The organism is Hydrogenophaga sp., assembly GCF_026125825.1.
Taxonomy (GTDB): domain Bacteria; phylum Pseudomonadota; class Gammaproteobacteria; order Burkholderiales; family Burkholderiaceae_C; genus Hydrogenophaga.
In genome coordinates, this window is record NZ_JAHCKK010000001.1 from 211407 (window position 1) to 224836 (window position 13430).

A 13430-nucleotide genomic window follows, 5' to 3' on the forward strand; every position below is an offset into this window, starting at 1 on the left:
AGCGAGGACCCCACATGACACAAGATGCTTTGCGCGCGGTGGGTGGGCATGCCCAGGTGGAACAACGCCTTGCGGCGGCGGGTTGGCACCTTCCCCAAGTGAAGGCTCAGGGGGCTTATGCCGTGGCGGTCGCGCGCCATGGCGTGGTCTGGACCGCAGGTCAACTCAGTCGCACAGAGGATGGCGTCCTGACCGGCTGCGCCCATGGGGAGGCCGACGTGCCGGCCGTGCGCCGGGCCTGTGAGATCGCCGTGCTGAGGGCCATTGCCGCCGTGCGAACCGTGGTGGACCTTGACGCGGTGGACCAGGTGCTGTGCCTGCGCGGTTTCGTGGTTGCAACCCCCGCGTTCCAGTGCCATTCCCAAGCGCTGGACGCGGCCTCGGACATCCTGCTGCATGCGTTCGGACCGAGGGCGGGCGTTCATGTCCGCTCCGCACTCGGCGTCTCGTCGCTGCCCTCCGGCGGTCTTGTCGAGCTGGAATTGACGGTGGGCATCTCGACCAGCGCCCCTGGACCGTCCTGATGCGGTTGCTGAAGCGGGCCGGCGTCTTCGCGCCTCGCCTTAAAAGAAAAAACCCATTAAAATCAATGAACTATCGAACTCACTCATGCCATCCCGACGGGGCAATGGGCGCAAAACCGCACCCTGTGCAGGGCAAGGAACTTCTGTTTTAGCACTCACTCCTAGAGAGTGCTAATATTCTTCACAGACACCTGAGGAGGGTTCACATGTCCCACACGCTTGCCCCTGTTGCCACCGCCACCACCGGTTCGATCGCCGTGGCGAATCCGTGGGCGCTCGTGCCGCCCCTGGGCAATCTGGACGCCTACATTTCTGCGGTCAACCGCCTGCCGCTGCTCACGCTGGAGCAGGAACAACAGGCCGCCCGCCGCCTGCGCGACGACAACGACCTGGATGCCGCCGGCCAGCTGGTGATGTCGCACCTGCGTCTGGTGGTGTCGATCTCGCGCCAGTACCTGGGCTACGGCCTGCCCCATGGCGATCTGATTCAGGAAGGCAATGTCGGCCTGATGAAGGCCGTCAAACGCTTCGATCCCGACCAGGGCGTGCGCCTGGTCAGCTATGCCATGCACTGGATCAAGGCCGAGATTCACGAGTACATCCTCAAGAACTGGCGCATGGTCAAGCTGGCCACGACCAAGGCTCAGCGCAAGCTGTTCTTCAACCTGCGCTCGCGCAAGCAGGGCTTTCGGGCGGATGCGGCCGATGGAGATACCCACCGCGAGGTGCTGTCCGACAGCGAGGTGGGCGTGATGGCCCGCGAGCTCAATGTGAAGCCTGAAGAGGTGCGCGAAATGGAAACGCGCCTCTCCGGCGGCGACGTGGTGCTGGACCCCGCCCCGGGCGACGACGGCGAAGACAGTTTCGGCCCCATCGCCTACCTGGCGGATGCCACCCACGAACCCACGGCGGTGCTCGAATCGGCCCAGCGCGATGCGCTGGCCACCGAAGGTGTGGCGCGCGCCATGGGCGAGCTCGACGAGCGATCGCGCCGCATCGTCAGCGAACGCTGGCTCAAGGTGAATGACGACGGCTCGGGCGGCATGACGCTGCACGAACTGGCGGCCGAGTACGGCGTGAGCGCCGAACGTGTGCGCCAGATCGAAGTGGCGGCCATGAAGAAGATGCGCAAGGCATTGACCGCTTACGCCTGACCCCAGGCGCCATTGACCACCACGGCCCCGGCGGTTTTGCGACCGCCGGGGCTTCTTTTTTACGAACGGCGCCTGCTGCCGGACCTGCGTCGTGCCCAGCCTGTGTCACAGGCGACACAATCGAGGGATGTCTGACGTTTTCTGGAAGAGCGCGACGGCCGGAGCCCGTCGTGCCCGAAAGCTGGCCACCTGGCTGGCGCTGGCCTTTTTCTCCTTGTTTCCTTTCCTGGACGTGGCGGCCGCCGAGCCGTCGCCCGTGGTGCTTGACGGCACTCAGCCCAGCATTGCCCTGGCCCAGCGCAGCATGTACTGGGTGGACACCAGCGGCGCGCTGACCGTGCAGGAAGTGCAGGCCCGGCAACATGAGTTGCCGTTTGCGGTGCGCAGCGCCGAACACCGGCTGCGCCTGCCCGACGGTGCCGCGCTGTGGGTGCGTTTCGAGGCCCAGGCCCAGGATGACCACGCCCGCTGGGAACTGGAGCTGGCGCGCTCCGGCACCGACCGCATCACCGTCTACCACCAGTTGGCCAGTGGCGAATGGAAGGCGCAACACGCCGGTGACCGCCTTGCCGTCAGCCAATGGGCGTTCCCCGACCGCTACCCGGTGTTCTCGCTCGACCCGCGCACCGACGCCGTGGTGACCTACTGGGTGCGGATCGAGCACGCGCGCGTGCCCTTCTCGGGCACGCTGCAGATCCACAATCACAACACGCTGCGCGAACTGCGCATCCATCAGCAGTTCCTCCTGGGCGCGTACTTCGGCATGACGCTACTGCTCACCGCTACCGCGGTGGCCAACGCCCTGGTGTTCCGGGACACGAGCTTTGCTGCCTACGCCGTCTACATCACGGTGCTCGGGCTGGCCATGGCTTCCACGCTGGGCGTGGCCGGCCAGTTCCTGTGGCCAGACTCGGCGCGCTGGAACGGCCTGGCCGAGTTCGTGCTGATGCCACTCACGGCGGTCTGCGGCCTGCTGTTCGTGCGACAGGTGGTGCAACCGCGGCGCATTGGCCGCTGGCTGGACCGCTCAGCCTTGGTGTTGCCCGCCGTGCTGGTGGGCCTGGTGCTGTGGGACACGGCCTATCCCAGCCATGGATCGCTGCAGGCGGTCACGGCGGCCGCTGCGGCCACCCTGGTCCTGGTCTACACCATGCTCTGGGCGGCCTGGCGCACGGGCGACCGCTGGGTGCGCTGGATCGCACTGGGCATGCTGCCGGTGCTGCTCGCCGGCTCGCTGCCGGTGATGCGCAACTTCGGCCTGATTTCATCAGGCTTTCTGTCGCAGTACGGCATGGTGATCGCCGCCGCCCTCGAGGCGCCGCTGCTGATCTACGGCCTGCTGCAACGCTCCTCGCTGCAGCACGAGGCCCAGACCCGCGCCCGCGCGCTGGCGCTGACCGAGCCCCTCACCGGCCTCACGAACCGGCACAACTTCATGCTGCGCCTGCACGACAGCCTGGTGCGGGCCCAGCGATACGGGCACCAGAGCGCGCTGCTGCTGATCGGTCTGGACAACCACGGCTGGTTCGCGGAGCAGCACGGCCGCGAGGTGGCCGACCGCGCGCTGGTGATCACCGGCTCGCTGCTGCGCTCGGTGGCACGCGATGTGGACACGGCGAGCCGGGTCGACGACAGCACACTGGCGCTGCTGATGGAGGGGCCGGTGCGCGAAGCGCAGGCCCTGGCGGCCGCCACCAGCATCGTCGCTGGCGGCCTGCGCCCTTCGGTGCAGCTGCCGGTGGGCACCACGCTCAAGTTCAAGCTTGTCGTGGCGCTGCTGCCCGACCCTTCACCCGAATTGCAGCAGGACGCCCAGGCCCACCTGGACTGGCTGCGCCAGGCCCTGGACGCCTTGCGCAAAGACCCGCGCAAGGCGATCCTGAAGCTGAACTTCTGAAGCGGCGCCCCCGGAGGCTCCGGGCAGCGGCGCTGCCGGTGCGGCTCTTCAGCCCTCGCGGCGCAGCGCGGGGAAGAGGATCACGTCGCGAATGCTGGGGCTGTCGGTCAACAGCATCATGAGGCGATCAATGCCGATGCCGCACCCGCCTGCGGGTGGCATGCCGTACTCCAGCGCGCGGATGTAGTCCGCGTCGTAGAACATGGCCTCTTCGTCACCGCCATCCTTGGCCGAGGCCTGGGCCTGGAAGCGCGCGGCCTGGTCTTCGGCGTCGTTGAGTTCCGAGAAGGCGTTGCCGAACTCGCGCCCGGTGATGTAGAGCTCGAAGCGTTCGGTGACCGCAGGGTTCGCATCGTTGGCGCGCGCCAGCGGCGAGATCTCGGTGGGGTGGTCCATGATGAAGGTCGGGTTCCAGAGCTTGTCCTCGACCTTCTCCTCGAAGTAAAGCACCTGCAGGCCCGGCAGGCTGCGGCCGGAGAGCTGGTGCTTCTCTTCGCTCAGCCCCAGCTTCTTGAGCTGCGCGAGCAACCAGGCGGCGTCGTCCACGTTGTCGCCCGCCTCGGTGTACTTGACGATGGCCTGGCGGATCGTCAGGCGCTCAAAGGGCGAGAGGATGTCCACCGGCTGGCCCTGGTAGGTCAACGGCTCGTCGCCGCGCACCCGGCGCACCACATGACGGATGAGCTGCTCGTTGAAATCCATCAGATCCTGGTAGTTCCAGTACGCCGCGTAGAACTCCATCATGGTGAACTCGGGGTTGTGGCGGACGCTGATGCCTTCGTTGCGGAAGTTGCGGTTGATCTCGAACACCCGGTCGAAGCCGCCCACGAGCAGGCGCTTGAGGTAGAGCTCGGGCGCGATGCGCAGGAACATTTCCTGGTCGAGCGCGTTGTGGTGGGTCTTGAACGGCTTGGCATTGGCGCCCCCGGGGATCGGGTGCAGCATGGGCGTTTCCACTTCCAGGAAGCCGTGGCTCACCATGAAATCGCGGATGCTGGCCAGGGCCTGGCTGCGCGCGACAAAGCGCTTGCGGGCGGCTTCGTCGGTCATCAGGTCCACGTAGCGCTGGCGGTACTTGATTTCCTGATCGGCGATGCCGTGGAACTTGTCGGGCAGCGGTCGCAAGCTCTTGGTGATCAGGCGGATGCGCTCGGCCTGGATGGTGAGCTCGCCCGTGCGGGTGCGCATGAGCACGCCTTCCACCGCGATGATGTCACCGAGGTCCCAGTGCTTGAAGGCACTGTGCTGCGCCTCGCCCACGCCATCGTTGTTCAAGTAGATCTGGATGCGACCGCCCGAGGGGCCAAAGGATGCGTCCTGCAGCGTGGCGAAGCTGGCCTTGCCCATCACGCGCTTGAGCATCATCCGCCCGGCCACGCTGGCGCGCACCGGCTCGGCTTCCAGGGCTTCCTTGGTGGTCTCGCCGTACCGGGCGAACAGGTCGGCCGCCTTGTCGGCGGGTTTGAAGTCGTTGGGAAATGCCACCCCCTGGCCCTGTTTCTGCGCCTCGCGCAGCGCCTTGAGCTTCTCGCGGCGTTCGGCGATGAGCTGGTTGTCGTCGTGCGCCGCAGGCGCACCGGTCTCGGCGGTGGGGGGGGTTTGGGCTTGGGTCATGAATGAAAAATGGGTTGGGCACCGAGGTGCGCAACCCATGATTGTAGTTTTCGGCCCGCCCGGGGGCCGAATTCGCGTTATTCGCCCAAATAGGCCGCGCGCACCTTGGGATCGTCAAGCATGTCGCGGCCCACGCCGGTCATGATGATCTCGCCCGAATCCATCACGTAGCCACGGTCGGCGATCTGCAGCGCGCGGCGGGCGTTCTGCTCCACCAGCAGGATGGTCACACCCTGCGCGGAGACGTCGCGCACGACCTCGAAGATCTTGTCCACCATGATGGGCGACAGGCCCATGGAGGGCTCATCGAGCAGCAGCACCTTGGGCTGGCTCATGAGCGCGCGCGCCATCGCCAGCATCTGCTGCTCGCCACCGCTCATGGTGCCGGCCAGCTGGTCCTTGCGTTCACGCAGGCGCGGGAAGATGCCAAACATTTTCTCGATGTCCTGCGCGATGCCGGCTTTGTCCTTGCGGATGTAGGCGCCCATCTGCAGGTTTTCGGTGATGGTCATGCGGGTGAACACGCCACGTCCCTCCGGCACCATGGCCAGGCCTTGCTTGACAAGATCCCAGGCACCCTTGCCCTTGATGCTCTGGCCGAGGTATTCGATGTCGCCCGCTTCATAGGCGAGCGAGCCGGTGACGGCCTTCATGGTGGTGGTCTTGCCGGCGCCGTTGGAGCCGATCAGCGAGATCAACTCGCCTTCGCGCACTTCGAGATCGATGCCCTTGACGGCTTTGATGCCACCGTATGCGACCTTCAGACCGCTGACTTTGAGGAGTGTGTTTGCCATTTGCGTCAATCCTTGATCAGTGGCCGCCCGTGCCGAGGTAGGCCTCGATCACCTTGGGGTCCTTCTGCACGTCGGCCGGTGAGCCAGAAGCGAGTTGCTTGCCGTAGTCGAGCACGGTCACGCGGTCGCACAGGCCCATCACCAGCTTCACGTCGTGTTCGATCAGCAGGATGGTGCGGTTGTCCTTGCGGATGCGGTCGATCAGCTCGCGCAGCTGCACCTTTTCCGTGGCGTTCATGCCGGCGGCCGGTTCGTCCAGCGCGATCAGCTGAGGATCGGTCGCCAGGGCGCGCGCGATCTCCAGCCGGCGCTGGTCGCCGTAGCTCAGCGTGCGCGATTTGTAGTCGGCGAACTTCTCGATGCCCACATAGGCCAGCAGCTCACGCGCGCGCGCCGTGATCGCGGCCTCTTCGCGCTTGAAGCCCGGCGTGCGCAGCACGGCGCCGATCAGGCCCGAATGCGTGCGCACGTGGCGCCCGACCATGACGTTTTCCAACGCCGTCATCTCGGCAAACAGCCGGATGTTCTGGAAGGTGCGGGCGATGCCCGCCTTGGCCACCTCGTGCACCGCGCTGGGCGTGTAGGGCTTGCCCGCGAGCTCGAAGGAACCGCTGTCGGGCGTGTAAAGCCCGGTCAGCACGTTGAAGAAGGTCGTCTTGCCCGCGCCGTTGGGCCCGATCAGGCCGTAGACCTGGCCGCGCTTGATTTCGATGCCCACATCGCTCAGGGCCTGCAGGCCGCCAAAGCGCTTGGAGACATTCGCCACTTTGAGAATCGTGTCGCTCATGTGAATGCTCCGCTTACTTGGACAAGGACTTGCCGTGCTCGGGTGCGGGCCACAAGCCTTTGGGTCGCAGCAGCATGACGACGACCATGGCCAGCGCGATGAGGAGCTGGCGCAGGATCTCGGGGGCCAGACGGCCGTCGGTCATGGCGGTCAGCGGGTGCGCAACGTGGCGCAGCAACTCGGGCAGGCCCGCCAGCAGCAGGGCGCCCAGCACCACACCCGGGATGTGCCCGATGCCTCCCAGCACGACCATGGCCACCACCATCACCGACTCCATCAGCGAGAAGGACTCGGGCGAGACGAAGCGCTGGAAAGAGGCGAACAGCACGCCAGAGACACCCCCGAAGGATGCGCCCATGCCGAAGGCCAGGAGCTTGAGGTTGCGGGTGTTCAGGCCCATGGCCTTGGCGGCGATCTCGTCCTCGCGGATGGCCATCCAGGCCCGGCCGATGCGCGAATCCTGCAGGCGGTAGGAGATGACGATGGCCAGGATCACGAAGAACAGGAACAGGTAGTAGTACAGCGTGACCGGCTGGAAGGTGTAGTCACCAATGGTCAGGCGCTTGCCGAGGTCAAGGCCGAACACGGAGATGGTGTCGATCTGGCTGATGCCCTTGGGCCCGTTGGTGATGTTCAACGGGCGGTCCATGTTCAGCAGGAAGATGCGAATGATCTCGCCGAAGCCCAGGGTGATGATGGCCAGGTAGTCGCCGCGCAGCTTGAGCGTGGGCGCCCCGAGGATCATGCCGACCACGCCCGCGACCACCGCCGCGAGAATCATCACCAGCCAGATGTTGTAGTGCAGGCCGTTGGGGAACATGGCCTTGATGGCCGGAAAGGTGTCGGCAAGGTGGGGCGAGCCCAGCAAGGCGAACACATAAGCCCCCACCGCGAAGAACGCGATGTAGCCCAGGTCGAGCAGGCCGGCGTAGCCGACCACGATGTTCAGGCCGAGCGCCAGCAGCACGTACATGAGCGCGATGTCGACAATGCGCACCCAGGAGTTGCTGCCGGTGGACTGCAGGATGATGGGCAGCAGCAGCAAGGCCGCACCCGCGATCAGGAAAACGATCAACTTGCCGGTTTTGGTGTTCATCATGATGTTTCTCCCGGACGGTCAGGCACGGTCCGCCACACGTTCACCCAGCAGCCCGGAGGGACGCAGCGTGAGCACGATGGCCAGCACGATGAAGGCAAAGATGTCGGTGTACTGGCTGCCCAGCACGCCACCGGTGAGCTTGCCGAGGTAGCCAGCGCCCAGCGACTCGATCAGGCCCAGCGCAATGCCCCCGACCACGGCACCGGCGAGATTGCCGATACCCCCCATCACGGCGGCCACGAAAGCCTTGAGGCCGGGCATGAAGCCCATCGCGTGTTGCACCGTGCCGTAGTTGGAGGCCCACATCACGCCGGCAATGGCCGCGAGCATGGCGCCAATGATGAAGGTGGCGGAGATGACCACATCGGGCTTGATGCCCATGAGCGCAGCCACACGAGGGTTCTCGGCCGTGGCCCGCATGGCGCGGCCCAGATTGGTGCGGTTGACCAGCCACATGAGGAAGGCCAGCGTGACCGCCGTGGTGGCGAGGATGACGACCTGCGTCACCGAGATCACCGCGCCGCCGAACGCGATGGGCTCGCGCGACAGCATCGAAGGGTAGGACTTCGGATTGGGCGCCCAGATGATCATGGCGAAGGTCTGCAGGAGCAGCGACATGCCGATGGCCGTGATCAGGGGCGCGAGTCGATTGGAGTTTCGCAGCGGCCGATAGGCCAGTTTTTCGATCGTGAAATTGAGCGTGGCGCAGACCACCATCGCGATGGCGGTGGCCAGCAAGAGGACCACCCAGGTGGGCAGGCCGGTGGACGCGCTGGTCATCCAGCCGATGACCGTCCAGCTGGTGAGGGCCCCCACCATCAGCACGTCGCCGTGAGCAAAGTTGATCAGGCCGATGATGCCGTACACCATGGTGTATCCCAGTGCCACCAGCGCATACATACTGCCCAACACCAGACCGTTGATGATCTGCTGCAGCAAAACTTCCATGAATGTTTCTCCGTGTTTTGTGACAGGCCGGGAAGCGCTTGTGGCGCCGGCCCGCTTCAACCTAGCAAAAAACCCGCCAGACATGACCTTGAAACAGGACCGACTGCGGGTTGGTGGACGGATTGTAATGAGGGGCTTTTGCGGCCCGCATGCGTGTAAGCCCTTAGCAGACGCGGGTTTACCCTGGTTTTAGGTGCAGCTCCCCAGGCCACATCAGCGCGATTGGCAGTGCATTAGTCTTTTTGATTGTTGAGTTTGCGCAGCTCGCGCAGCTTATCGGCGATGCGCAATTCCAGGCCGCGTTCGACCGGGCGGTAGAAGCCCGGGTCTGCCATGCCCTCGGGCAAGTAGCGCTCACCGGCGGCGAAACCGCCCTCCTCATCGTGCGCGTAGCGGTACCCTTTGCCATAGTCCAGTGACTTCATGAGCTTGGTCGGCGCATTGCGCAGGTGCATCGGCACGGGACGCGTGCCGTCCTTTTTCACGAACGCCTTGGCTTCGTTGAAAGCCTTGTAGACCGCGTTGGACTTGGGCGCCACCGCCAGGTACACCACGCACTCGGCCAGCGCCAGCTCACCCTCGGGGCTGCCCAGGCGCTCGTACACCTCGGCCGCGTCCAGCGCCAGGCGCAAGGCGCGGGGATCGGCCAGACCGATGTCCTCGCTCGCCATCCGGATGAAGCGGCGCGCCATGTACCGAGGTTCGGCGCCCCCGTCGAGCATGCGCACGAACCAGTACAGCGCGGCATCGGGGTCTGAACCGCGCACGCTTTTGTGCAAGGCGCTGATGGTGTCGTAGAACTGTTCGCCGCCCTTGTCGTAGCGGCGCATGCGCTCGCCCAGCACCTTGAGCAGCCAGGCGTCGCTGACCTCGGCGAGCTTTTCCCGGCCGGCCGCCACCGCCAGGGTTTCCAGCGTGTTGAGCAGGCGGCGCGCATCGCCGTCGGCATAAGCGATGAGACGGTCCACCGCAGCGGCTTCGATCGCCGGAACCGCATCGATCGCCTGGGCCTTGGCCACGATCTGGCGCAGGTCGTCTTCCGACAGGGGCTGCAACACGTAGACGGCCGCCCGCGAGAGCAACGCCGAGTTGACCTCGAACGAAGGGTTCTCGGTGGTAGCGCCAATGAAGGTGAAGAGGCCGCTTTCAACGTGCGGCAGAAAAGCGTCTTGCTGGCTCTTGTTGAAGCGGTGCACCTCGTCCACGAACAGGATGGTGCGCTGGGGCGACAGGCCGCTGCGCGCCACCTCCGCCCGCTCCACTGCCTCGCGGATGTCCTTGACGCCGCCGAGCACCGCGCTGATGGTGAGGAACTGCGCGTCGAACGCATCGGCCATGAGGCGGGCAATCGTGGTCTTGCCCACGCCTGGGGGCCCCCAAAGGATGCAGCTGTGCGGTTGACCCGATTCAAAGGCCAGGCGCAACGCCATGCCCTCGCCCAGCATGTGCTGCTGGCCGATCACCTCCGCCAGCGTGCGCGGGCGCAGGCGCTCGGCCAGAGGCACGTGGGTACTGGCGGTCGACACGGCGGGGACGGTCAGGGTTTGACGACGGCGGCGCCAGGCGGTGGCTGGAACTTGAAGTCCCCCGCCTTCAGTGGCGCGTTGCCCTGCCAGTTGCTGAAGGTGAGCACCGAGCGCTGACCCAGGCTGTCCTCGATGTCGAGCACGGACAGCTGCCCCTGGCGAAAGCCCACGCGCACCACCTGCAACTGGCCATTGCGGTCCTTCGGGCGGGCTTCCAGCCACTCCAGGCCATCGCGGGCGGCGGCCGGCTTGAGCTCGAACGCGTCCGAAAGCCCCTTGAGGTCGGTTCCCGCCGCGATCAAGGCAGCAGGCGTGCTGCCCAGGGCTTCCTTCTGCGAGCGCGACGTCACCTGATTCAGGTCCACGTCGTAGAGCCACAGCGTCTGGCCGTCGGCCACGATGGTCTGCTCGAACGGCTTGGCGTACACGAAGCGGAAGCGGTTGGGCCGCAGGAACTCGAACGTGCCGCTGGAAGTCTTGCTGCGCGCGACGGTTTCGCTGGCGCGCTTGGGCGAGGTCACGACCTGGGTGAAGCCGGCCTTGCCGCTGTCCACTTCGCGCAGGAATTTCTCAAGGTCTTGAAGACCGTCGGCGTGAACGGCGAACGTGGCCAATGCCAGCGCGCAGGAGGTGAGAAGTGACTTGATCATGGGAGGTGTGATCCGGTTGCGCCGACTTGGTTGCAGGCCCGCAGGTTTCATTCCCCGCTGCGCGACGGCACCAGAATGTCGCGCTGGCCACTGGAGGTGAGCGCGCTGACCAGGCCGGCGTTCTCCATGTCCTCCAGCAGGCGGGCCGCACGGTTGTAACCAATCTTCAGCTTGCGTTGCACATAGGAGATGCTGGCCTTTCGGTCCTTGAGCACGATCTCGACGGCCTGGTCGTACAGCGCATCCTTTTCGCCCTGGCCCTCGCCCCCGCCTTCGCCGAAGAGGTCACCCCCTTCGCCGTCGCCGGTGCTGCCTTCAAGCACGCCGTCGATGTAGTTCGGCTCCCCGCCCTGCTCTTTCAGGTAGGCCACCACGCGGTGCACCTCGTCATCGCTGACAAAGGCGCCGTGCACGCGAATCGGGAAACCGGTGCCGGAGGGCATGTAGAGCATGTCGCCCATGCCGAGCAGGCTTTCAGCCCCCATCTGGTCCAGGATGGTGCGGCTGTCGATCTTGCTGCTGACCTGGAACGACAGGCGCGTGGGGATGTTGGCCTTGATCAGGCCGGTGATCACATCCACGCTGGGGCGCTGGGTGGCCAGGATCAGGTGGATGCCGGCCGCACGCGCCTTCTGCGCCAGGCGGGCGATCAGTTCTTCGATCTTCTTGCCCACGACCATCATCAGGTCGGCCAGTTCGTCGATCACGACCACGATGTAAGGCAGGCGCTCCAGGGGTTCAGGCTGCTCCGGCGTGAGGCTGAACGGGTTGCCGATGATCTCGCCACGCGCCGTCGCCTCGTCGATCTTGGTGTTGAAGCCTGCCAGATTGCGCACGCCCATCTTGCTCATGAGCTTGTAGCGCTTCTCCATCTCGGCCACACACCAGTTCAGGCCGTTGGCGGCGTGCTTCATGTCTGTCACGACCGGCGCGAGCAGATGAGGAATGCCTTCGTAGACGCTCATTTCCAGCATCTTGGGATCGATCAGCAGCAGACGAACGTCGCGCGCATCGGCCTTGTAGAGCAGCGACAGGATCATGGCGTTGATGCCCACCGACTTGCCCGAGCCGGTGGTACCGGCCACGAGGCAGTGCGGCATCTTCGCGAGATCGGCCACCACCGGCTGGCCCCCGATGTCCTTGCCCAGGCCCATGGTCAGCATGGACTTGGCGTCGTTGTAGACCTGCGAGCCCAGGATCTCGCTGAGCTTGATGGTCTGCCGCTTGGCATTGGGCAGCTCCAGCGCCATCAGGTTCTTGCCGGGAATGGTCTCGATCACGCGGATCGACACCAGCGACAGCGAGCGGGCAAGGTCGCGCCCGAGGTTGACGATCTGCGACCCTTTCACGCCGGTGGCCGGTTCGATCTCGTAGCGCGTGATCACCGGGCCCGGGGCGGCGGCCACCACGCGCACCTCCACGCCGAAGTCTTTGAGCTTTTTCTCGATCAGCCGGCTGGTCATCTCCAGCGTCTGGCTGTCCACTCCGGCCTGGTGCAGAGGCGCACTGTCCAGCAGATCGACCTGTGGCAGCTTGCTGTCGGGCAGCTCGGTGAACAAGGGCTTCTGGCGCTCCTTGGCCACGCGCTCGCTCTTGGGCACATCGACCAGCGTGGGTTCGATCACCACGGGCACCGGATGGTGCTCCTCGATCTCGACGCGCTCGACCTTCACCACCTCTTCGCGCTCGCGAGCAGCTTTTTCGCCGATGCGCTGGTCTTCCACCGCTTCGCGCTTCTCGCGCCGGGCCTCGAACCACCCATCCAGTGTCTGCCCGACTTCTTCGGCCCAATGGCTCCAGGAGAAACGGAAGACGGTCGGCAGACACACCAGCAACAGGGCCAACATGGCCAGCGCCGAACCGGTGAAGCCCAGCCAGCGCATGGCCACGGGCCCCAGTGCATGGCCCAACACCCCGCCCGCGTGGTCGGGCAACAGGGCTTCGAGCCGGTAGAGGCGGCTCCATTCCAGCACAGTGCTGGCCGCCATCAGGACGGCCAGGGCCAACCAGAAGAGCGCGCGACGCGCCCACGGCCGGTGCCAGAGGCGATCGCCGGCGACCACCTCATCGCCGGTGCCCTGCGCGCCGCGGATCCACCGCGCCAACGTGGACAGCCAAGCCCGCACGCCGGCGAGGAACAGCCACCAGACCGAGAAGCCGAGCAGGTAGTAACTCCAGTCCGACAACATGGCACCGAGGCGGCCACCCCAGTTGCCCACGTCGGTGGAAGTGCCGGTGGTGCTCCAGGCAGGGTCGGCCAGAGAGTGACTGAGCAGCGCCAGCAACCAGAACGCCAGCGCCGCAGCGCCCAGCACCAGGCCGATTTCCTGGGCAAACCGGGACACACCCGCCGGCGCCGCGGTACCGCGGTCGGCGTTGAGGGTGTTGAGTGAATAAGTCATAGGCCTCGCTGAAATCCAGCGACAAGCTTACCCCA

The 13430-nt window shown here is 65.6% G+C and carries 11 protein-coding genes; 3 read left to right on the forward strand and 8 right to left on the reverse strand.

Going from position 1 to position 13430, the window contains the following annotated elements; translation table 11 throughout:
• The first annotated feature begins 14 nt into the window (after positions 1-14).
• The 3 genes from KIT86_RS01085 to KIT86_RS01095 all read left to right on the forward strand — a co-directional run bounded on the left by KIT86_RS01085 (position 15) and on the right by KIT86_RS01095 (position 3575).
• Positions 15-524: a RidA family protein gene (locus tag KIT86_RS01085; protein ID WP_297394150.1), complete on the forward strand. Its 510-nt coding sequence runs from the start codon at positions 15-17 to the stop codon at positions 522-524.
• Positions 525-730: 206 nt separating this feature from the next.
• A complete protein-coding gene (gene rpoH, locus KIT86_RS01090; RefSeq protein WP_297394152.1) occupies positions 731-1678 on the forward strand; it encodes an RNA polymerase sigma factor RpoH in 948 nt (315 codons plus the stop codon).
• Positions 1679-1805: 127 nt separating this feature from the next.
• On the forward strand, positions 1806-3575 hold the full coding sequence (locus KIT86_RS01095; RefSeq protein ID WP_297394154.1) for a 7TM diverse intracellular signaling domain-containing protein: 1770 nt from the start codon (positions 1806-1808) through the stop codon (positions 3573-3575).
• Positions 3576-3623: 48 nt separating this feature from the next.
• On the opposite strand, the gene lysS is transcribed toward KIT86_RS01095, so the two are convergent.
• The 8 genes from lysS to KIT86_RS01135 form a co-directional block, all read right to left on the reverse strand.
• Positions 3624-5189 carry a lysine--tRNA ligase gene (lysS, locus tag KIT86_RS01100; RefSeq protein ID WP_297394156.1) on the reverse strand — a complete coding sequence of 522 codons (1566 nt, stop codon included), beginning with the start codon at positions 5187-5189 and terminating at the stop codon, positions 3624-3626.
• Between the two features lie 77 nt (positions 5190-5266).
• Positions 5267-5992, reverse strand: a complete 726-nt coding sequence (locus KIT86_RS01105; protein ID WP_291121137.1) for an ABC transporter ATP-binding protein — start codon at positions 5990-5992, stop codon at positions 5267-5269.
• Between the two features lie 7 nt (positions 5993-5999).
• The gene (locus tag KIT86_RS01110) at positions 6000-6770 is read right to left on the reverse strand and encodes an ABC transporter ATP-binding protein (RefSeq protein ID WP_291121139.1); all 771 of its coding nucleotides are present in this window, start codon (positions 6768-6770) and stop codon (positions 6000-6002) included.
• Positions 6771-6783: 13 nt separating this feature from the next.
• The gene (locus tag KIT86_RS01115; protein WP_297394158.1) at positions 6784-7869 is read right to left on the reverse strand and encodes an ABC transporter ATP-binding protein; all 1086 of its coding nucleotides are present in this window, start codon (positions 7867-7869) and stop codon (positions 6784-6786) included.
• A gap of 18 nt (positions 7870-7887) precedes the next feature.
• Entirely contained in the window at positions 7888-8817 is a 930-nt protein-coding gene (locus KIT86_RS01120; RefSeq protein WP_297394160.1) for a branched-chain amino acid ABC transporter permease, read from the reverse strand.
• A gap of 233 nt (positions 8818-9050) precedes the next feature.
• A complete protein-coding gene (locus tag KIT86_RS01125; RefSeq protein WP_297394162.1) occupies positions 9051-10343 on the reverse strand; it encodes a replication-associated recombination protein A in 1293 nt (430 codons plus the stop codon).
• A gap of 11 nt (positions 10344-10354) precedes the next feature.
• A complete protein-coding gene (lolA, locus tag KIT86_RS01130; protein WP_297394164.1) occupies positions 10355-10993 on the reverse strand; it encodes an outer membrane lipoprotein chaperone LolA in 639 nt (212 codons plus the stop codon).
• Between the two features lie 47 nt (positions 10994-11040).
• Entirely contained in the window at positions 11041-13395 is a 2355-nt protein-coding gene (locus KIT86_RS01135; RefSeq protein WP_297394166.1) for a DNA translocase FtsK, read from the reverse strand.
• Positions 13396-13430 lie beyond the last annotated feature (35 nt).